The following is a 23,635-nucleotide window of genomic DNA, read 5'->3' on the forward strand; positions in this document are numbered from 1 at the left end:
ATATGAAAGTATTAATCACATTACTTGTAATTATCGTTTTACTTATTAGCTGTAAAGAGAGCAAAAAACATGAAGAAAAAACCATCTTAAAAACTGAAAAGGTTGAGGTAGAAAACGCATCTAAAGGAACTTTGAAACTCACTTTAAACGGCAAAACCTATGTATATAATAATATAGACTGGGAAAAGAGCCGTGTAAAATACGATGATAACATTAGGCTTTCGATTGTTCAAGAAAGAATGCCCCAGCTTAAATTTTGGTTTCCCGATGTGAAGGAATCCTTAACAGCACAAAACAACTTTAAACTGCCTGATATACATAGAGGGAAACTTCCCATCTCAATCAATTTCATTCTCTATTCAGAAGAGGGAGGAAAAAGCAGAGAGGCATGGATTTTTAGAACGGGTGAACTCAGAGCAAGTCTGGAAAATGATCGATTTCAAATGACCTTTAAAGGTGAAGGTGGCCCCTCGTTAGATTCCTCAAAAAGATACCCTATAAGTGGGGAGTTAAATATTAAAATGTAGAGGTATGAAAAATCTAATATTAATTTCTTTTTTGCTTGTAGTTTATATAACCAATGCCCAAAGCAAATTTACTATTCTAAATAAAAATTCCAGAACGACAGGGATTATAAAAATGCAATTTGAAGTATATAGTTCTGATAGGGTATATGTACGAATTTGGGCAAAATGCAATTCTAACGATTGCTTCTAGGGTAATTTTTTAACCAAAAAAGATATAAGTTATCCTGAGTATTTGCAGCGACTTAAAGGTGACTGGATTCCGTATTACAATCCTATTAAATAAAAGAATCGTTTGTAGAGCGTCATATAACTATTTACCAACATCGTAGTGACCATAAATACTATAAAGTAAAAGTTAATAATAACTATAAAGGCCCAAAAAAGGAAGACACCAACTATAGCTATACATTAAAAGAACAATAATCGATGAAACTAAAATTATATATAATACTGATTTTCAGCATGCTTTCAATGGGTTTTGTTAAAGCTCAAACTTTATCTACCAAAGAAACCAAGATAGTACTTGTAGTTAATGAAAAAACCGATGAGGTTAAGCATATAGAACTTTTCAGCAATTTCAAAAAAATAACTCAAAAAGAGATGTTAAGTAAGTACCCAGATTATAAATTTTATATAGGAATACTACAAGGCAAGTATAGCCTAGATCAAAACAGAGTTATACTTCATAAAGATGCTACCATAACCTTATATACAAATAAACGCTATTTACCCAATGAAGATCTATTTCCTAGTGATGGTCTATCAGCTGGCGATAATTTTACTTTAGGCAAAACTACAACTGAGGTTATATCGAATAAAAAAGGAGAGCTTATTCTAAAAACAATAGAAAAATGAAAAAGAAAGGAATACTACTGCTATTGTTCACCTTAATACTAGTTATACCAAACGTAGAGGCGCAATTATTAAAAAAATTAAAACAAAAGGTATTAGGGAAAGATAGTAAAGAAGGCTTACTAACAGGCATGTTTGTGAGTGAAACCAATCAGGTTTTTAAAGACTGGGATATGGGTGAAGCCGATATTGTATTGTCTTTTCATCCTGCAGATAGTACCCAAAAAGGAACACAAAAAATAGGTAAGATATTGGATGATGGTAGTTTTAGCTATCAACTACCAGATTCCATACTTACCTCAGTACCTGTTCGTTCATTTATTTCAGAATGCACCAATAAAGAGGAAACCATTGTGAAAAATGATTCAGTAACCATTTCACCAGCTTTTATTAGAGTTGGTCAAAATAATAAGTTTATTGGCTATATAGTTCCTGCAAGCTCAATAAAAACATCTTATAACACCATAAGTGGAGGACTCATAAACAACGGGCATTTAGGGCATTATTATTTACCAATTTATGCCAATGGTGAAGCAACAATTGAGCTAAACTGTGTTAAAAAAGTGAAAATGGAAGATGGTAAAGGCTTTGCATTTAAAACCAAAGTACCAGTTGACGAATATTTTAATTATGAATTTAAAAAAGGATGGAATCTTGTTGATGTACATGTTATTGACAATCTTTTAGTTGGCGAATCTTATCATTATATCGAACGAAGTTGGTCTGTCATAGAAAAATTACCCAATAACTCTGTATGGGTGTTTATCCCTGTTATTAATAAATAAAACTATATAAAATGAAAACATACATTAAAACTTTAGGAATTATAATTCTCTTCTTCGGAAATGTAGCATTTGCACAAATAAAAAATGAAGAAAAGGAGTATATAGAAGAAGTTCAAAAAATATCACAGCTTATGGCGAAACATCCTGAGAAAATGGACAGTCTAATGAAAGTAATGGATGTGATGGATAAAAAATTCAGAGCCAATAAAACAAAAACAGAAGTAGCTAAAAAGCAAAACAAAAATTCAACAAATAAAAAATCAACCAGTCATCTAGACAGGTTTATAATCAGCGAAACAAAGGCTAGATATTTTAAAGATTGGCAATATGGTGATGCTGTAATATTTTTAGTGACCCAACCCTACAAGCCTGAAAATAAACGAGAACTTAAAGTAGGCGATATTAATGCTCAAGGAGAATTTAAATTAAATGAACCTGAATCTGTATTATTTGATAGAAAAGTCAGCGATTTTTTTAAATGTCAAGGTGCTAGTTCACAAATAGAAACTACGTATTCATCACCTGAAATAGGAATAATACCAGCATTTTTTAGTATAAAGAAAAATGGTGAAGAGATTGGTGTATTAAGTTTAGCAACATCAAAACAACAAGCCTATAACAATTCACCAATTGGGCAATATACAGGAGATGCAGGGTATAGGGTAGTGTTGTTTTATGTTGAAGAATCTGTAACTGTTCAAACAGAATGTGCAAGAAATATTCAAGGTACTGATTATGGTGAGAATCAAAAACAATTGGAGATTGTGGATTCGTATAATTTGTCTTTTCAACCTGGTTGGAATTATGTAAAAGTAGCTATTAATGGAAGTCAAAATGTTGGAGAAGTAAGCTATTACAAAAGAAAAGAATATTCAGTTATTGAAAATAGAGGGGAAGATGTAAAATGGGTTTTTGCTAAAAATTAAAAATAATTAAAAAAAATAGTTATGAAAACAAAACTACTAATCTTGCTTACAAGTATATCGTCACTTTTAAGTTACGCACAATTAACAAAAGCTGAAACGTACATAATAGGTACAAAAATAGGTTTCTACCCCAACCAATGTGGTAATATTATACCTGAAGCAACAGGTAAACTATCATTTTGTGACAGCAACAATAACCTTGCGGTTGTTGAAAAAAGCTTCGGTTTAAATGATAGAGGTGTAGAACGCATGCTACCAAATTATTTTAATGAAGATGAAGTATATGTAACAGGTAAAGGCTTATCTATTAGAAATACAGATGGAACTTGGGAAAATGTGCCCAATATTGCAATGCCAGAATCTAGCACACAATACGAACGTAATACGCCAATAAGAAATGGGCTGGTTTTGCCTGATGGAAAAATTATAATTCAAGCAACTAATACAGGTGTTAATTTTCAAGTATATGATAGAGTATTAAAAACTTTGACTCCAGTTAATTTTCCAGATAATAAATATCCTTATCTATTTGCATACGATTCTGTTAGAGGGCTTACTTGGATTTTAACCCAAAATGGAAGTAATCGTTATTTATTTACTTACGATGGATCTTCGTTGAGCGAAATTGCAAACGTGACTTCTGGCATAGCGACCAACATCGCTGTGCTTTCCGTTAATTTTGTATATCATGACAATAGCCTGTATGTGGGAAGTAGCAATGGTTTATATAAAATAGATGTCAATACGCTTATAATAACGCAATATAATTCGAGTACAACGCCAAGCTTACCATTTGATTCAGTGGGAGATTTAAAGTTTGATAGCAATGAAAATTTATGGTTGGCACATTACGGTGGAAGTGCTGATGGTGGGATTGTAAAATTTGACGTGATCAATGAAACATACGAATTATATCAATTGGAAACCGAAAACAATCCTAATATTAATCATACGTTTGAAAATTTGGCTATAGATGAAAGCGGAATGATTTGGGCTACAGCAATCAATTATTTAGGTCTGATAAAACTAACATTCCCAGGTGATGTCGCAACGTTTGAAACAATTCCAAGATTAGATTTTAATACTTTGGGTGTACCTTGGATTTACGTTCCAAATAATATTTATTATCGCAATAACAAGTTCTATTTTACAACAGTTGATATTTTATCAAGTCCAAATTTTAATTATGAAGTGTTAATTAATGAAAACGGCTCTTGGTCCGGTAGAAACGACGACGAACTTGGTAATATCTCAACCAGCATGAATTGGGGATTTAATGAAGCTTTACCAGATGATAATGGTAATGTATGGTGGTTTGGAACAACTGATATTATTATAAAAAGAGATGAAAATGATAATCATCAAACGCTAGTTTTAGAGAATTTAGGTCAAAACGCAGCTATAGATTCTGATCAAAACGCTGTTGTAAAAGGAGGCAATCCTAACGAATTAAGAAAGGTGAATTTTCCAAATGCAACTTCCATACAAGGGGCGCCAAATAGTGCTGTACAAATACAGCAATATAAAGATGAAATATGGGTGTACGATAATAATTTAAAAAAAATAGATGTATATAAAAATGATGCGCTTGTAGATACATACAATCTTGATGAAAATGACTATCAGAATATTACCAAAATGGCAATTGATGATACTGGAGACGCTTGGTTTTCAAGGTATATTGGCACAAATGATCTTGTTATTAAAAAGTTCAATACCGTTTTAGGTACTACTACGACTTTTAATAGATTAGAAAATATAAGCACCATTAAAAAAGTTATTGTAGCTCCTAATAATGGCGTTTGGTTTATAGGACAATTGGGAGCTATTTATTATAACGGAACAAATTTTTACCCATTTTTGGCAGCTGATTATAATGAAATTTACAATCTTGTTAATGCGGTTGTTGATATTAATGGTAAAATTTATTTATTAAATAACGATAGTGCTTCTATCACAACTATAGAAAATCCAGAAAGTGTTACTCCAATTCTAACCGAAACAAAGCTCGAAAATACGAATGCCATTTTACCAGCTTTAGATCAATATAAACCTAGCACTATTGTTATTGATAATAATGGAAGTGTTTGGACGCATGCTTCATTAAACACTTTTAAACTTATTGATAATGATTTTGCTACCCAATATAAAGTCCAAGAAACGCTAAGTGTTAACCAACTTGATTATTTACAAGCTAACATTAATGTTTACCCTAATCCTACTTTAGAAACCATATATATAAAATCTTCAATTCCGATAAGTGAATTATCGATTTTTGATTTATTAGGTAAAGAAATGGTGAAAAATAAAAATAGCCAACAAATAAACCTATCTGGATTATCAAGAGGAATTTATATTCTACAAGTAAAGGCAAATAATAAGGTAACAAGTAAAAAAATTATTTTGCAGTAAGGTTAAAGATAAATATTATTTGCCTTTAAATAGTTCTTTTTGACTTTAGTGTACAATTCGGTGAACCATACTAAATTAAAAGCGTTTAAAATACTGATATAAAAGGTGTTGTGGATTATTGATTAATCCTTGCCTCCCCGACTTTTAAAATTTAAAAAAGCCTGAAAATTATAATTTTCAGGCTTTTTTTTATGATGTTAATTTAAATGAGTAATTTTTAAATATTATCTATTCTTTTTCTAATTTAATCATTAAAACATCATGTGTGCCAATTTCGGCTTTCAAATTACTTTTGGTATTTCCCAAATTTTTATGATTAAATAAATCTCTTATTCTAAAGACACTATTTTTTAAGTCTAAACTTTTTCCATTTATATCATCTCCAATGTCATGTTTTTTCCAATCAAAATTGATAGTAGTTGATGTGTCTTTCATATTTATGAATACGATTGCCCAAGCATCATTATCAAGCGGTTTTAACCATATTTCTAAATCGTTTTCATTTGAAAATCGAAATCCTTGAATACCTAATTTATCTTGATTTATAGCTATTACTTCTTTGCTAGATAATGTTTTGATTGTTTCTTTTGAAGCAGTTCTTAAATCATTTCCCATAATTAATGGTGATGCTAACATGGTCCACATGGCAAAATGACTTCTGTCTTCTGCATCAGTCATACCATTTCCAACTTCCATCATATCAAAATCATTCCAATGACCTGGACCTGCAACTTTACGAATATCTTTTCGCATATTAATAATTTTCCAAACTCCCCACGATGACCATGAGCCATGTCCAACTTCACAATCCCAGCAATTAATAATATCTCCACTTACTCTCCATAAATGTCCAACATCTTGTGCCCATTTCCAAGGTTCATTGTCTCCCCATTCGCAAATACTAAACACAATAGGTCTATTTGCTGCTTTTAATGCGTCTCGCATGGTCATATAAGCACCTTCTGCATTAAGTTTACTTGTATTGCACCAATCGTATTTTAAATAATCTACATCCCACGATGCATATGAACGTGCATCTTGATATTCGTAACCACGACTTCCAGGGTAACCAGCACATGTTTTAGAGCCAGCACAATTGTACAGTCCAAATTTTAATCCTTTAGAATGTATATATTCTGCTAATGCTTTCATACCACTTGGAAATTTTATTGGATCTGCAATTAAATTACCATTTGCATCTCGTTCTTTTGACATCCAGCCATCATCTAGCACTATGTACTCGTAACCAGCATCTTTTAAACCTAATTCTACAAACTTATCAGCAATGTCTTTTACTAATTGTTCGTTTATATCTGTTGCAAAAGTATTCCAGCTATTCCAGCCTAAAGGTGGGGTTTTTGCTAATCCTTCAAATTTTTGTGCATTAACATTAAAATTGGAGATTAGTAATAATAGTATTATTGCCTTTTTCATTTTTGATGTTTAAAAAATAATCCCTGAAAAATTACTAACAGGGATTATTTATAAGATTTAATTGTTTAGTGGATTGATTAAATCTAAGATTTATTATTCATTTTAATTTGCCTCAAAGCGAACATTGTCAATAGCAAAGTTTAATAAAACGTCAGCGCCTTCAAAAGCCATTCCAAACTCTTGGTTTACAGCTGCGTAATCTGTTTGAGCCATTACAGATAATGGGATTTCTACTGTAATCCACCCGCCTTCAGTATCTAAAGGTTCTCCTGTGTCATTCCACGGAGCCCAATCATAAAAAGAATCGATTGCGTCACTATGGAACCTAATCCTAAATTGTCCTGCAGTTAAAGGGGTTATTGTTTTTATATCAAACTTCAATACATAATCATTAATGTTAGTACCTACAATATCTTGTCCATTCATTGTAGAACCATTTCTCCAGAATAAATCTTGCCATCCAGTTCCTCCTGTTGAGAAATTTGCTCTGCCATAATTAGATCCATCTAAAGTATGTGCAGGATCATTTTCGATAGTTAGATTACCCCAATATTGATCTTTACCATCCCAATCAAAGAATACTAAATCTGTGTTATCAACTGGGTCTGGACCACCACAACTGTATCCTGGTGCATCAAAACGTACATTGTCAATAGCAAAGTTTAGTAATACATCTGCACCTTCAAAAGCCATTCCAAACTCTTGATTTACAGCTGCGTAATCTGTTTGAGCCATAACTGATAATGGTATTTCAACTGAAATCCATCCTCCTTCAGTATCTAAAGGTTCTCCTGTATCATTCCACGGAGCCCAATCATAAAAAGAATCTATAGCATCGCTATGGAATCTAATTCTAAATTGTCCTGCTGTTAAAGGGGTTATTGTTTTTATATCGAATTTTAATACATAGTCATTAATATTAGTACCAACAATATCCTGTCCATTCATAGTTGAACCGTTTCTCCAGAATAAATCTTGCCATCCGGTTCCTCCTGTTTGGAAGTTAGCTCTAGCATAATTAGATCCATCAAGACTATGTGCTGGATCATTTTCGGTAGTTAAATTACCCCAATATTGATCTTTGCCATCCCAATCAAAGAATACTAAATCTGTATCGCCTACAGGATGCGGGCCATCACAACCACCAGTGTCTATTCCTAAATTGCTTAGTAAAGCATCAGGAATCATTACTCTATTAATTTCGTGCACAATACCGTTAGTAGCGCCAATATTGCCATTAACTAAACCTGAAGGAATTGCATCTGCAAAAGAAGGCTTTAACCTAGGGTTATCTCCAGTTAAATCTACAGTAAAGGTGTCTCCATATATTGTAGTAATAGAGCTATCATTTACTAAATCACCTACCATTAATTGACCATTATATAAATGATAATTAAGTAAATCGGTTAATAATTGAATGTCTTCTGGAGTATCAAAATCATCTAAACTTTCAAAATTGTTAGTTAATAAGAATAATGCTATAAAAGCATCATTATTTGGTGCGAATAATGTTAAATCTTCAGTTGTTGCTAATATATCTGTCATACCTGCTTTTTCAACAGCAGCTAAAAAAGAAGTAAACCCTCTGTCATCACATCTTTCCACAATATTTAATGTTGCTCCTAATATATCTTGAAAAATTGTATTTGGTAATAATACTTTGTCGGTACCATGAACAATACCATTTACACCTTGTACATCTGTTAAAATAATATTTCCATTATTATAACTTGCATCATCAATCACTGTTCCTGAAATAGAAAATGATTCACCTTGCATTGAAGTTTGAGATGTGCCATCAACATCTTCAGCTAAAGTATTGGCACCAGCTATAACATGATACTGTATTATTTCTTGAAGTACATCAACAGGAATATCTGCTAGGGTAGAGTACCCAAATGCTCCATTTAATTGAGTCATTAAATATTCCATTGCTGCATTATTTGGTGCGAACAATGTGAATGGATAGTTGTCACTATCTGGGTCTGAATCTGATAAAACATCAGTTAGACCAGCTAATTCTATAGCTTGTGCAAAAGAATTGTAATCTGGATTTGCTAAAGCATGATCTACTATTGTTGGAGGCATTAAAACACCATCAACAACATGTAAAATACCATTTGTTGCTCCAAAATCTGAAGAATTATCTACAACAGCGCCCATGCCATTTAGTGTTACGCCCGCAGATGTATTTGTGTAAAAACTTAAGTTAGTTTCGCCAGGTCCTGCAGCCATAGATGTTAAATAGCCTGTAGACATTGTTGATATGAAATCTGGAGTAACTGTACTTAAAACATGGTTTAACAACACGTTGGTAAGTTGTTCTTCAGTTAAAGCTGAAACATCTACTCCAGAAAAAGAATCATTGTTTGGAGCAAATACAGTATAAGTTGTTGTAGTACTTAAAATACTATCTAAACCAACTTGTACTAATGCGGATGATAATGTGGATAATTCCGAATTTCCAGCAATAATTTCAGATATATTTTGCGGATTTTCGCTTAGCTGTTGACTTAATACATCGTCATCATCATTACATGATGTAATAAGAAGTACCAACACTATAGATAAAAACCTATATAAATTTTTGGTTGTTTTCATTATAATTTTTTTTAGTTTATCTTTTTAGTTTAAATTATTGTACAAATCCAAATTGATCTATATAATATACTGCAGTTCCTTCTACGGCACTTTGAAAATCTATTCTTGTAATTTCATCTGGATAATCTCCATTTGGATAAAATGAATTCATATCTAAAATTATTTTATTCCATTCTCCTGGTACAAGGTCTATCTTGTAATAATCAGTTTCTGAGTTATTTGATCCTAAATCAACATCATTCATTCTAATTTTAAGTCGAGTAACTCCGGCTTCTGGATAAATTGAGATAACCATTGTAGAATAATCTTCAAAAACAAGTGAGTTTACACCTGTAAAATTAAAAGTTAATCCTTCCCATTGTAAGCTTGTTTTTTTAATTGAAGTTGAGCCTAAAGCTACTTCGGAAGATTCTTCTTGAGGTTCTCCCCAACCACCAAAATCCCAATCATAGAATTGATCTGTATAGATGATATAATTGAATCCATAAGAATCAGATTGTGCTGAAGCTCCTCTTGTGGTGTTTACAAAAATAAATGCTTGTTGAATTCCTGAAGGGACTTCTACAGCTATTTGTGATGCTGTTTTATAAATAATATTTGTTACTGGAATTTCAACTAAATTACCATCTTCTTCAGATCCACTAACAAATACTACACCATCATCAGCTACATCAGTAAAATCACCTCCATTAATAACAACAGCATTTACACCATCAATTAACTCTTCTGTAAAGTCTGTAATAGTTAATAATGAAAAGTTATATTCAGCAAAACCTGCTGGATTATCAATTCTTAAAACATCGGATTGATCTAAGTATGGTGTGTCTTCTGAAACTTTAATAAAAATTAGATTATCGGTTCCAAGAGCAGGTGATATTGATGCAGGGTAGCCATTAATAGTTATAGAAGTAAATGATCCTAAATTTTCACCACGTACTATATATACACCTTCTAATACACCTTGAGTAACAGATTTATCTTCTCTAGCTTCGCTCACACTAGTGATTACAGGAGGAAGGCTTTTAGAGTTATAAGGGTTCTTATCGCTATCAAATTCATTTTCACATGAAGTAAATGATAGTAATGTCATTAGTATTAAAAAGAACCTTGAAGTATTCTTTTTAATGGAATTAATATTATTTTTCATATCAAACATTTTTTTATTAATTAAAATCATAAGGAACAGGTGCTTGTAACAAAGCAGGGTTGTTTTGTGTTTCCGTTGTTGGATAAGGAAACAACAAGTCATCAGCTGTAGCATCAAAATATTCTGAATTTAAAACGGCAGGTGTAACACTGCTATCAAAAGTTCCTCTATCAGTATTGCTTAAGTAATCTAATGCAAAACTTGGACCTCTTCGAACAATATCGTACCAAAATTCAAATTCGAATGCTAGTTCAATCCTTCTTTCTTGAAATACATCATCTAATGTTGGGGCAGCAATTTCATCTAAACCGGCTCTTCTCCTAATTTTATTAAATGATTCTATACCACTTGAAGTTGATCCACCTCCTTTTAAAGCGGCTTCTGCATGTATTAATAATAAATCACCGTATCTTAAAATATAGGTGTTATTTGATGATGTGGTTTGCCCGCTACCATCATCTCTAGATACTGCCGCAGCACTACCAACTACATATTTTTTTAATCCATGACCAGTTCCTTGAAAATCAACATTATCAGGTACAGTGTAACCGCCATTTAAATTAGGATATACAGCTCCTGGTTCTGTAATTGTGGCATAATATCTTACATCTCCATCTTCATAAGCTTCTAATAAGTCTGGTGAAGGTCCAACAGCAGACCATCCATCGCTACCTCCAGTGAAACCACCGCCTGGACCGAATAAAGATTGTATGCCATTACCTTCTGCATATCTGCTAGAGCTTGTCCATTGTAATGCGAAAATTGATTCTGGGTTATTGTCGTTTTCAGGAGTGAAAAGATCGTAATAACTTCCTGATGGATCACCATCTTCAGCATCACCTCCAAATAATTTAAATTCACCAGAGCTAATTACTTCATCTGCCATTTGATATGCCATTGGATAATTTTCTTCATAAAGATATATTTTTGCAAGTAAAGCTTTAGCTGAACCGCTTGATACTTTTGCGTTTTCATCATAATTAGCTCCTCTAATTTTTTCGTAACAATTAGCAATTGCATATTCTAAATCTAATTCTATAAACTTGTATACATCTTCAACTGGATTACGCGGTACTATAGGTTCTAATACATAATCATTATTATCTGCTATAATTGGAATAGATCCAAAAACCCTTACTAAATAGAAATAAGCTGTAGCTCTAATAAAACGAGCTTCTCCAACAGCGTTGTTTACAACTTCTTGTGGAATATCAGGATTAGCGAACTCAGGTAAAGTATTAATTACAAAGTTTGCTTGCGCTATTACTGCATATAATGATTCCCATGCTTGAGTTAAAGTACTGTGGTTTCCATTAATAGCAAAGTTTGTGAAATCTGCATTTCTAGGATCCCAAGTACGCCCATTACCAGAACTTAGTTCTCCTATACACCAAATAGTATTGGTGTTAAAGTTAAACCATGGTGCAGCATATAAAGCATTTGTTGCTACTTGAACTTGTTCTATTGTTTGATAAAATTCATCAACATTATAAGAATCCTCAGGAGGTCTATTTAAAAAGTCTTCGCTACAAGAAGCCAATGTTAGCATTAATACTAACACAAATATTAATTTTCGTTTAAATAATTTTTTCATTATTTCTTTTTTTTTAATTTCTAAAATTCAATATTTACCCCTAAAGTATATGTTCTAGGTGATGGGTAACGACCAGCATCAATACCTGTTAACAATGTGTTTTGGTTGTATGATCCAATTTCTGGATCGTATCCTGAATAGTTTGTGAAAGTATACAGGTTTTGAATACTTCCATATAGTTTTAATTTGCTTAACCCTATTTTATCGGTTAATTTAGAATCTAGTGTGTAACCTAGTGTTACATTTTGAATTCTTAAGTAAGAACCGTCTTCTATATATCTGTCTGAAACTTCAATATTACGAGTGTCGTTTCTTGCTAATCTAGGAGCATTACCATCTGGATTCTCAACAGACCAATAATCTAACACTGATGATAACTGGTTTGTATAAGTTCTGTTACCAGCTGTTAGCAATCTGCCAATTCCGTTAAACACATCATTTCCATAAGAACCTTGTAAAAATAATGATAAGTCAAAGTTTTTATACGCAAACGAGTTTTGAAAACCAAAAGTAAAATCTGGATGAGGACTACCTATTACAACTCTATCATTATCATCAATCACACCATCATTATTTTGATCTTTAAATTTAATGTCACCTAACCATGTAGTTGCAAAAAGAGCATCTTCAAAAGGTCTGCCATATTGGATTGCTGCACCTTCAAAATCATCAACAGATCTAAACAATCCTTCAACTTCTAAGCCATAAAATAAACCTAATGGTTGTCCTGGTTTAGTTATAGTTATATTTTGTTCACCATCGTAGTTAATGTTCATTGTTCCATTAATCTGAGCAACATTATCTAAACTTTTTACTTTGTTTTTATAATGAGAAACTGTAATTGACGAATTCCAAGAAAAATCTTTGCTTGAAGTGTTGTAGCTTAATGTTACATCAATTCCTTTGTTTACCATTTCTCCTAAATTTACCCAAGGTGCTTGAATAGCTCCAAAAGCACTACCTCCTGTAATAAAATCTGTAGCTGCGTATTGGTATAAGAAGTCTTTTGAAACTTTGTTATATAATTCTATTGTTGCATTTAAGCTTGAATCAAATAAAGAAAAGTTTAAACCCAAATTTGTTTGTGTAGAGGATTCCCATGTTAAATCTGGGTTTGCAAAGTTATATTGTAGAAAACCTGTCCCTAATCCTGTGTTTACAGTTGATAATCTTGAACCATAAGCAAAATTTGGAATATTTTGATTTCCTACTTCACCATATCCTCCGTAAACTTTAATGTTTTGTATAGCATTAAAATCACTCATGAAATCTTCATTAGATAACTTCCAAGCTGCGGAAACTGAAGGGAAGTAACCCCATTTTTTACCTTGGGCAAATTTAGAAGATCCATCAGCTCTCATAGAAGCTGTAAGACTATATTTGTTGTTTAAAGAGTAAATTACCCTTCCGAAATAAGATTCTAATGCTTGACTACCTTTGTATTGTGTATTGTTATCATCAGCATTACCTGTTCCTAAAATAGGTACTTGGTTTCCAACAAAATCACCATCAGTAGAGGTTGTTCCTCCATAGCTTGCTTCTTGAGATTCTGCACCTAATAAAACGGTTAAATCATGTATTTCATTAAATTTATTATGATACGTTAAAAAGTTTTTTATAATCCAGAAATCATTGTGTTGGTTTGTTACGCTTAACGTGTTTGCTCCTGCAGGAACACCACCATAGCTATAACTTGGTGTAAATCTATCTTGTAAGTTATTACCAAAAGATCCACCAAATTCTGTTCTGTGAGTAAGATTTTCTGAAATTTTAAACTCGGCATAAATATTACCTAGAATAGAATTTTTTCTTAATTTATTTCTAAGACTTAATGCTTCAGCTATTGGGTTTCTTAAACCAAATGCAATTTCATCTGGAGTCACAGGGCCAGCAAAAGATCCATCTGGATTATAAACAGGTATAGCAGGATTGTTTAATAATGATAAACCAATAACACCGTCACTTCTTCCGTTTAAAGTTAGTTTTTCGTCTGTTCTGCTTGCAGTTATATTTACGCCAACATTAACTCTTTCGCTTAATTTAGAGTTAATATTTGCTCTTATTGTCGCTCTATTAAAGCCAGAACCTATTACAGTACCATCTTGATCAACATAACCTGCAGATATAAAATAATTTGTACCTTCTTTACCACCTGAGAAAGATATTTGATGACTTTCCATTATGGCGTTTTCGAAAATTTCCTCTTGCCAATTAGTACCTTTACCTAATAACTCTGGTCTAATGTATTCTATGGTTTCATTTAAGCCATAAATGTCGTTAATAGCATTTTGAAGTTTAGCATAGCCTTGTAAATCTAAAACATCAATCTTATTAGTAGGTTCTTGAATGGCAACAAAAGAATTATATGAAATAACACCTTTATTATCCTTACCTCTTTTTGTTGTAATAATCACAACACCATTAGCTCCTCTAGAACCATAAATAGCTGTAGCAGATGCATCTTTTAGAATGTCAACAGATTGGATATCATTTGGATTTAATGAGGCTAGCGGACTTGTTCCTCCATCATCAGAATCACCAGAAAGGGGAACACCATCAATAATGTATAATGGTTCACTAGATCCTGAAATTGAGTTAACTCCACGTATTCTAACAGATACAGAGCTCCCTGGTTGACCAGAGTTTGTAGTTATACTTACCCCTGCAGCACGACCTTGCATCATTTGGTCAATACTAACCTGAGGAATTGATTCTAAGGCTTCAGTATCAACTGAGGATACAGAACCACTTATGTCCTCTTTAAGTTGAGAGCCATAGCCAATTACAATTACTTCATCGAGGCCTTGAATATCTTCCTCTAAAATTATGTTGATACTAGATTTGTTAACTAGGATTTCTTGAGTTTTAAATCCTAAAAAACTAAAAATTAGGGTGGCGTTATCATTAACTGTAATAGCGTATATGCCATCAAAGTCTGTAATTACTCCATTGTTAGTTCCTTTTTCGAGGACAGTTACTCCTGGAAGAGTTAAACCATTTGCATCAGTCACAGTTCCTTTTACCTGTGTTTGCGCTAAGGTGACTTGAGTAACCAGAAAAAACAAAATCAGCATATAGTAATACTTTCTACCGCCAATTTTATTTTTAAAAATTGTTTTTTGCATGTCTTTTAGTGTTAGTAGTGTTAATTGATAATTTTCGATTAATTATTTTATTATATTTATAATTAAACAAGTAGTTTTTTGATAATATCAAAATTAAAGTAATTGTTAAATTAAGGTTAATATTATTTTGTCATTTGCTAATGAAATTTTTTCGATTAACTGAAGAGTTGCTGTAAATATTAGAGAAATAGGTTGGGAAATGAGAAGTTTTAGATGTGGTATTATAAAAAAGTAGTTTTGTTATATAGTGTCTTAAAGTATTCTTTTAATGCCAGAAAAGTCATTTTTGTATTGGCTAGGTGTGCATTTTTTTGACTTTTTAAAAACCCTGTTAAAATTGGCTATATTATTAAATCCACAATTAAATGCAATTTCAGAGATTGTAATATCTTTTTCAATTAATCTAATAGCTGCATGGCCTATTCTTACGTCATTTACGTAGTCTACAAAGGTTTTTCCTGTTCTTTTTTTCATAAACCTATTGAATGATACTTGACTCATATTTACGAGTTCAGAAGCTTCTGCAAGTGTTATTTTTTTGTCAAAATTCTCTTGAACATACTCATAAATCTTCTTTATTTTGTCGCTATTTTCAAAGCTGTCTCTGTTAATTGTGTAGCTTGAAAGTAGTCTCTGACTTCTTGAGTTTGCTAAATCATGTAATATAGAAACCAATTCCAAGAAATAGTCCATACTGTCTAATTTTGAAACTTGAGAAAGGCGCTCGTACAAGTCTGTGCTTACTTTTTTAGAGAATAGAATACCATGTGCGGATCTTTCAAACATTTCTTTAATAGGCTTCATGATCTTTCTCGATAATAATTCATTGTTAAATAAATTTTCATCAAACTGAATCGTGATTTCTCGCATTTTATTGCTTTTGCAATTATTGTTCAACCAAGCATGGTGTAAATTTGGTCCTATCAAAACAAGTTCAATATTATCTATCTCTTCAATACTGTCTCCAACAACTCGATTAATGCCTTTTCCATTGTGAATAAAGTTTAATTCATATTCAGGATGAAAATGTACAGGGAAATCAAACTCTTCTTTAATTCTGTCAAAAACTAAAAAACTATCTTCAGGAGATAAAGGGGTTATTTCTCTATGTACTTTGTTTAATATATTCATCTTAGATGTAATTATAGTTTGTAAAAATGATAAAATAATATCATGTTTGTGGTAGGTATAATTATTAATTTTGAATTTAATAAAATTGTAAAGACAAAATTATATATTTTGTAAATTAAATAGTGTAAAATTATCAAAAAAGTACAAATTAATGCATAAAGGTCAAAAAACATTCAATTTTAATAAACATTTTGTCACTATAGTAATAGTTCTTTTTTTTGCTTTTTTAAATTCGTGTAAGCCTTTTTATAATTCTGTTTACAAAAAACCACAGTTAGTTGATAGTAAACCGTCAAAAAGTATAAAACAGCTCCATAAAAAATTGTTCTACATTTCAAAAGAAGGTTTTGCAATAGGACATCAAGATGCTACATCTTATGGGATAGGATGGAAGGAGTCAGATTTTCCAAATACTATTAAGAGTGATGTAAATGATATTATAGGAGACTTTCCAGCGGTTTATGGATTTGATATTGGAAGAATAGAGCATGGTTATGACAAAAATTTGGATGGAGTTCCTTTTGAGACTATGCGTAAATTAATGATTGATGCACACAAAAATGGCGGAATAATCACAGTTAGTTGGCATGCAGACAACCCCAGTACTGGTGGAGATTCTTGGGATAAAACGGCTGCAGTAAAAGATGTTATTAATAATGGACAATATAAAGATAAGTATTTATTGTGGTTAGATAAAGTTGCAGACTTTTTAAATTCTATAAAGTATAATGGAGTAAAAGTTCCGATTATTTTTAGACCATTTCATGAAATGAATGGTGCTTGGTTTTGGTGGGGTGATCCAAACTGTACTACTGCAGAATATGTACAATTATGGAAGGAAACAGTTGATTATTTGAAGAATAAACATAAATTGCATAACTTAATTTATGCTTATTCGCCAAATAAATTAAATCCAAATGATGATTACATGAAATATTATCCAGGTGATGATTATGTAGATTTTTTTGGAATTGATATTTATGATTTTAATAACTCAGAGGATTATAAAAAATCAGTTGTCAACGATTTAAAAATTGTAAAAGATGTAGCAACATCAAAGAATAAGCTATATGCCTTTACAGAAACAGGAATAGAAGCTATACCTACTAATAAATGGTTTACAGAAGTTGTATACCCAAGTATAGAAAACACAGGAATAGCATATATTTTATTTTGGAGAAATTACACTAAAAAGCATCATTATATGCCTTATAAAACACATTCTAGTGAAGAGGATTTTAAGGTGTTTGAAAAGCTTCCAAAAACATTATTTTTAAAAGATATTAATAACATAAAATACTAATTAAACTAACTAAACCACCCATGAAATTATTGCATACAGTTGACATTTTAATCATTGCGCTCTATTTAATATCTATAATAGTTATAGGGTTGGTGCTTAGAAAAAAGGCCCAGCGAAGTAAAGACGATTATTTATTAGGAGGGAAATCTATTCCTTGGTATATGTTAGGATTGTCAAATGCTTCTGGGATGTTTGATATTTCTGGTACTATATGGTTGGTAACATTAATGTTTGTTTATGGTATTAAAAGTGCTTGGATACCATGGTTGTGGCCAGTATTTAATCAAATTTTCTTAATGGTTTACTTATCTAAATGGCTAAGAAGATCTAACGCTACAACAGGTGCGGAGTGGATTGGTACAAGATTTGGATTTGGAAAAGGTGCTAGAATGTCACATATTATTGTGGTAGTTTTTGCATTAGTTGTTTGCTTAGGATATTTAGCTTATGGTTTTATAGGTTTAGGGAAATTTGTTGAAATATTTGTGCCTTGGGAATTTGTTAGTAACTATGTCCCTTTTGATATATCTGCTGAATATGTCCCTCATTTTTATGGTACTATTTTTACACTATTTGCTGTATTTTATTCTTTATTAGGAGGTATGTCTGGAATTGTTTGGGCAGATGTTGTTCAATTTACAATAATGACGATTGCAGCTTTAGTTATTGGTTATTTAGGTTGGCAAGCAGTAGGTGATTCAAATTTAAATGTACCTAATGGTTGGATGAATCCATTTTTAGGAGAATTAAGTATGGATTGGTCGCAAATTATACCTGAAGTCAACCAAAAAATAAAAGATGATGGTTTTGGTGTTTTTAGCATATTCTTATTTATGATGTTATTTAAAGGCGTGCTAGTAAGTGTAGCTGGTCCTGCACCAACATACGATATGCAAAAAATACTTTCTACCAAATCACCAGCTGAAGCTTCAAAAATGAGTGGTTTTGTTTCTGTTGTATTGATGCCAATTCGTTATTTAATGATTGCTGGTTTTGCAGCATTAGCCTTGATTTATTATGAAAAATTAGACTTATTAAATGCTGCAGGAAATATAGATTTTGAACTTATTTTACCAACAGCTATAAAAACATTTGTACCAGTTGGATTATTAGGGTTATTGTTAGCGGGATTAATCGCTGCTTTCATGTCAACTTTTGCTGGTACATTAAATGCTGCTCAAGCATATTTGGTTAATGATATTTATTTAAAATATACAAAGCCAGACGCAACTACTAGTCAGATTAAAAATATGAATTACTTAACAGGTGTAGTTGTAGTAATTGTTAGTATTATTTTGGGCTTTTTTGCAGAAGATGTTAACTCGGTTTTAAATATTATAGTATCTGTTCTTTATGGAAGTTATGTAGGAGCAAATATTTTAAAATGGCATTGGTGGCGTTTTAACGGAGAAGGATTTTTCTGGGGAATGGTAGCAGGTTTATTAGCAGCTTATATTGCTCCAATGTTATTTCCTGATGTAAATGAATTGTATTTATTTCCAATCCTATTAGTAGTCTCGTTAATTGGAAGTATTATAGGTACATACTCTGCACCACCAACTGAAGAAGAAGTGTTAAAAGCTTTTTATAAAAATGTAAGACCATGGGGTTTTTGGAAACCAATAAATGATAAGTTGGTTGCAGAAGATTCTAGTTTTGAGAAGAATAAAGATTTTGTTAAAGATATGTTTAATGTAGTTATTGGTATTATAGCACAAACTACATTAGTAATCTTACCAATGTACATCATATTTAGACAAAGTATGCCAATATATATATCGCTTGCTATTTTAGTAGCTTGTTTATTTCTTTTGAAAAAGTATTGGTGGAATAAATTGAACGAAGAATTAAATTAACCAAAAATTAAAATAAATTGTATAAAATCGATTCACACATAGATCAGGTAAAGAAACAATATTCCAAATTAATTAATAAAGGAAATGAGCAAGTTTCTAAATCAAACGGAGTTTACAATAGGTATAAAAATCCAGTTGTAACTTCAGCACATATTCCAATACATTGGAGATATGATTTAAATCCAAAAACAAATCCTAATGGTTTAGAACGTATTGGATTTAATGCAGCATTTAATGCAGGTGCCATGAAATGGAATGGAGCTTATGTCATATGTGTTCGTGTTGAAGGAAATGATAGAAAATCATTTTTTGCCATGGCAGAAAGCCCTAATGGTATAGACAATTTTGAGTTTTGGGATAAACCATGTGTTATTCCTCAAATTGAAGGTAATCCAGATATCAATGCATATGATATGCGTTTAATAGAACATGAAGATGGTTGGATATATGGTATTTTCTGTACAGAGAGAAAAGACCCGAATGTACCTGTTGAAGATACAAGCAGCGCTATAGCAAATGCAGGTATATTAAGAACAAAAGACTTAATTAATTGGGAACGCTTACCAGATTTAATTTCAGGCTCAGCACAACAACGTAATGTGGTACTTCACCCTGAATTTGTAAATGGAAAATATGCAGTTTATACAAGACCTCAAGATGGTTTTATTAGTGTAGGTTCTGGTGGAGGTATTGGATTAGGCTACATTGATGATATGACTAATCCAGTTGTTGAAGAGGAAAAAATCATTTATAGTAAAGTGTATCATACTATTTACGAACTTAAAAATGGTTTAGGGCCAGCTCCAATAAAAACAGAAAAAGGATGGTTGCATCTTGCTCACGGAGCTAGAAATACTGCTGCAGGATTACGTTATACCATTTATATGTTTATGACAGATTTGGATGATATTTCAAAAGTAATATACAGACCAGGAGGTCATTTTATGGGGCCTATTAACGGAGAGCGTATAGGTGATGTATCTAATGTGTTATTTTCAAATGGATGGATAGCTGAAGATGACGGAACAGTTTATATTTATTACGCGTCATCAGATACTAAAATGCATGTTGCAACTTCAACAATAGATAAATTAGTTGATTATTGCATGAATACACCTCAAGATAAGTATACTTCAGCAGGTTCTGTGGAAACGATTATTAATCTTATAGACAAAAATAAAGGTCTTTATTAATGACTAATGCTTATAAACAGCTACAATCAGAGTTAAGTTCTGAATTAAAAAATATATTAAGTTACTGGACTCAAAACACATTAGATAATGAATATGGAGGTTTTGTTGGAAAAATAGATCACTATAACAAAGTTGTTCCAAATTCATCAAAAGGTATAATTTTAAATTCACGTATACTTTGGTCCTTTTCAGCAGCTTCAAATCACTTGCAAACCAATGATTATGAATTGGTTTGCGATAGAGCTTTTGATTATTTAAAAACCTTTTTCAACGATAAAGAAGATAAAGGTGTTTTTTGGGAACTTGATTATCAAGGAAAACCAATAAATAAGCGTAAACAAGTTTATGCCCAGGCTTTTACAATTTATGCATTGTCTGAATATTATATTTTTTCAAAAAATGAAAATGCTAAAAATTGGGCAATAGAAATTTTTGAACTTGTAGAAAAGCACGCAAAGGACGAGTTGAATATTGGCTATTTTGAAGCCTTTAATAAAGATTGGACTCCTATTGAAGACATGCGTTTAAGTGATAAAGACATGAATGCTTCAAAAACCATGAACACTCATCTTCATGTTTTAGAAGCTTACACCACTTTACTTAAAATTTATGATAATGAACAATTAAGAACCTCCTTAAAAATGCTTGTTGAAGTGTTTTTGGAAAAATTCTTAAACGATAAAAATCATTATGAATTGTTTTTCGATGATGAATGGAATTTGTTAAGTAATTCTGTGTCTTATGGGCACGATATTGAGGCAGCTTGGTTAATAATTGAAGCTTCAAAATTACTTAAAGACGATGATTTGTTAGAAAAAGTAAATGAGTTAGCAGTAAAAGTAGCCGATACATTTTTAAAAGAAGGAATAGATCAAGATGGCTCTGTTTTAAATGAGAAAAATTTAACCACAAACCATATTGATACTGATAGGCATTGGTGGCCACAAGTTGAAGCTTTAATAGGTTTAAAATATGCACATAATCTAAAGCCTAATGAAAAGTATATTAATGCTTCGCTTAAAATATGGGATTACACTAAAAAGCATTTGATAGATTACGAAAATGGAGAATGGTTTTTTAGAGTGTCTAAAGAAGGAAAAGTTTACACTGAAGAAGATAAAGTAAGTATGTGGAAAGCGCCTTATCATACCTCTAGAGCATTTATATTATTAAATGAATGATGAAATGAAGAATTTTAAATTAATATTTAGTGTTTTATTAATAGCTATTTTTTTTAATAGTTGTTCAAAGGATTCTCCAGAAGAAAATCCAGAACCTGCAACAAATGCAATAAAAGTTAGTATCTCAACAGCAACAAATATTGTTGTTGAACCTTCACTAAATGGAGCGTTTACTGTTACGTTGTCAGAGGGAATCAGTAAAGCCACAAAAGTTAGTTATACAGTAAGTGGAACTGCAACAAATGGTGAAGATTTTGAAACAATTAGTAATAGTTTAACCATACCTGCAAATACTTTGTCCTCAGTAATAGCAATTAATGTTTTAGATGATAATATTTCAGAAGACAACGAAACTATTATAATCACACTTACAAGTACAGACAATGCCAACGTTGTATTAAATTCATCAAAAACGGCTACAATTACCATTTCAAGCAATGCAGAATCATTTTCGTTAAATCCAGAAGACACATCAACTTACATGGTGAATCCTAATGCTACACCAGAAACTATTGCTTTGTTTTATAATTTAAAAAACGTTTCTAGAACCAATTTTATAATAGGTCAGCAAGATGCATTTAATAGCTTTTATAATAATAATGTAGGTGATTCAGATATCAAAAAAACGACAGGTAACGACCCAGGTCTATTGGGGTCTGATTTTATGTTTATAGCTGATGATAATAATGATGGAACCGCTTCTAATTGGTGGTATCAACAAGAACAGAAAATAAAAGCAGATGCTATTGAAGCATATAATAAAGGCATGGTAAATGTTTTTATGTGGCATTTAAGAGAGCCTTATGAGGGAGAGCATTTTTACACTTCAGACATGACAGTTTTTCAAAAAAACAATGCTTTTAAAAGTATTTTACCAGGTGGTGATAATCATGAATATTACAAAGAAAAACTTCAAATAGTAGCAGATGTGGCTAATAATTTGGTTGGAAACGATGGGAAATTAATACCATTTATTTTTAGACCATTTCATGAGTTTGATGGCGATTGGTTTTGGTGGGGGGCTTCTTATTGTACGCCTCAAGAATATATAACTCTTTGGCAATTTACCGTTGAGTATTTAAGAGATACTTTAAATGTAAATAACATGCTTTTCGCATTTTCACCTGATAGAAATTTTAATTCTGAAAGTGAATATTTAAATCGATATCCTGGAGATAATTATGTAGATATATTAGGGATGGATAATTATGGGGATTTAAATAACATGGGTCAATCTGGAATAGATACAGCAAACGAAAAACTTCAAATTATTGATAAACTAGCCAAAGAAAAGGTTAAAATAGCAGCCTTTACAGAAACAGGTTATTTTGTAACACCAGGACAAAATAATCCAATTTCAGGGTTTTATGCTAATAATTTATATCAAGTAATTACTAATAATAGTATAGAAATTGCTTTTATGATGTTTTGGAATAACACTGAAGATACTTATGTGACACCTGTGCCTGGGATGTCTAGCGCATCAGATTTTATTGGGTTTACAAACAAACCAAAATCTTTGCTTCAAAATGAATTGCCTAATATGTATGTTTTACCAAATTAATTTT

General features: G+C 31.7%; 16 protein-coding genes. 10 read left to right on the top strand and 6 right to left on the bottom strand.

The window, feature by feature from the left end; translation table 11 throughout:
* The first annotated feature begins 2 nt into the window (after window positions 1-2).
* The 5 genes from BT151_RS12950 (at window position 3) to BT151_RS12970 (ending at window position 5,502) form a co-directional block, all read left to right on the top strand.
* Window positions 3-527 (top strand): hypothetical protein, encoded by a 525-nt coding sequence (locus BT151_RS12950; RefSeq protein ID WP_072402772.1) that lies wholly within the window; start codon window positions 3-5, stop codon window positions 525-527.
* Window positions 528-953: 426 nt separating this feature from the next.
* Window positions 954-1,382, top strand: coding sequence for a hypothetical protein (locus BT151_RS12955; protein WP_143144310.1), 429 nt, complete (start codon window positions 954-956; stop codon window positions 1,380-1,382).
* Complete coding sequence (locus tag BT151_RS12960) at window positions 1,379-2,164, top strand: hypothetical protein (RefSeq protein WP_072402774.1); 786 nt, start codon at window positions 1,379-1,381, stop codon at window positions 2,162-2,164. The genes BT151_RS12955 and BT151_RS12960 overlap by 4 nt, the downstream gene beginning before the upstream one ends.
* Window positions 2,165-2,175: 11 nt before the next feature.
* Window positions 2,176-3,090: a hypothetical protein gene (locus tag BT151_RS12965; RefSeq protein ID WP_072402775.1), complete on the top strand. Its 915-nt coding sequence runs from the start codon at window positions 2,176-2,178 to the stop codon at window positions 3,088-3,090.
* Between the two features lie 21 nt (window positions 3,091-3,111).
* Window positions 3,112-5,502 (top strand): T9SS type A sorting domain-containing protein, encoded by a 2,391-nt coding sequence (locus tag BT151_RS12970; protein ID WP_072402776.1) that lies wholly within the window; start codon window positions 3,112-3,114, stop codon window positions 5,500-5,502.
* A gap of 228 nt (window positions 5,503-5,730) precedes the next feature.
* On the opposite strand, the gene BT151_RS12975 is transcribed toward BT151_RS12970, so the two are convergent.
* From BT151_RS12975 to BT151_RS13000, 6 genes are all read right to left on the bottom strand, one after another.
* Window positions 5,731-6,936 (bottom strand): glycoside hydrolase family 27 protein, encoded by a 1,206-nt coding sequence (locus BT151_RS12975; RefSeq protein ID WP_072402777.1) that lies wholly within the window; start codon window positions 6,934-6,936, stop codon window positions 5,731-5,733.
* Between the two features lie 102 nt (window positions 6,937-7,038).
* Entirely contained in the window at window positions 7,039-9,537 is a 2,499-nt protein-coding gene (locus tag BT151_RS12980) for a glycan-binding surface protein (protein ID WP_072402778.1), read from the bottom strand.
* Between the two features lie 34 nt (window positions 9,538-9,571).
* Window positions 9,572-10,684: a hypothetical protein gene (locus BT151_RS12985; RefSeq protein WP_143144311.1), complete on the bottom strand. Its 1,113-nt coding sequence runs from the start codon at window positions 10,682-10,684 to the stop codon at window positions 9,572-9,574.
* 16 nt (window positions 10,685-10,700) lie between these two features.
* Entirely contained in the window at window positions 10,701-12,278 is a 1,578-nt protein-coding gene (locus BT151_RS12990) for a RagB/SusD family nutrient uptake outer membrane protein (RefSeq protein ID WP_084647963.1), read from the bottom strand.
* A gap of 20 nt (window positions 12,279-12,298) precedes the next feature.
* A complete protein-coding gene (locus BT151_RS12995) occupies window positions 12,299-15,403 on the bottom strand; it encodes a SusC/RagA family TonB-linked outer membrane protein (protein ID WP_072402781.1) in 3,105 nt (1,034 codons plus the stop codon).
* Window positions 15,404-15,655: 252 nt separating this feature from the next.
* The gene (locus BT151_RS13000) at window positions 15,656-16,534 is read right to left on the bottom strand and encodes an AraC family transcriptional regulator (RefSeq protein WP_072402782.1); all 879 of its coding nucleotides are present in this window, start codon (window positions 16,532-16,534) and stop codon (window positions 15,656-15,658) included.
* A gap of 151 nt (window positions 16,535-16,685) precedes the next feature.
* Between BT151_RS13000 and BT151_RS13005 the strand changes: the two genes are divergently transcribed.
* From BT151_RS13005 to BT151_RS13025, 5 genes are read left to right on the top strand one after another with little or no spacing between them, the layout of a single operon-like run.
* Window positions 16,686-17,837, top strand: a complete 1,152-nt coding sequence (locus BT151_RS13005) for a glycoside hydrolase family 26 protein (protein ID WP_084647964.1) — start codon at window positions 16,686-16,688, stop codon at window positions 17,835-17,837.
* 20 nt (window positions 17,838-17,857) lie between these two features.
* Window positions 17,858-19,693 (top strand): sodium:solute symporter family protein, encoded by a 1,836-nt coding sequence (locus BT151_RS13010; protein WP_072402783.1) that lies wholly within the window; start codon window positions 17,858-17,860, stop codon window positions 19,691-19,693.
* Window positions 19,694-19,710: 17 nt separating this feature from the next.
* Entirely contained in the window at window positions 19,711-20,886 is a 1,176-nt protein-coding gene (locus tag BT151_RS13015) for a glycoside hydrolase family 130 protein (protein ID WP_072402784.1), read from the top strand.
* Window positions 20,886-22,067, top strand: coding sequence for an AGE family epimerase/isomerase (locus BT151_RS13020; RefSeq protein WP_072402785.1), 1,182 nt, complete (start codon window positions 20,886-20,888; stop codon window positions 22,065-22,067). The genes BT151_RS13015 and BT151_RS13020 overlap by 1 nt, the downstream gene beginning before the upstream one ends.
* Window positions 22,068-22,071: 4 nt before the next feature.
* A complete protein-coding gene (locus BT151_RS13025; protein ID WP_171946638.1) occupies window positions 22,072-23,631 on the top strand; it encodes a glycosyl hydrolase in 1,560 nt (519 codons plus the stop codon).
* Window positions 23,632-23,635: the final 4 nt, after the last annotated feature.

The sequence above is a fragment of the Flaviramulus basaltis genome, assembly GCF_900114265.1.
GTDB classification, from domain to species: domain Bacteria; phylum Bacteroidota; class Bacteroidia; order Flavobacteriales; family Flavobacteriaceae; genus Flaviramulus; species Flaviramulus basaltis.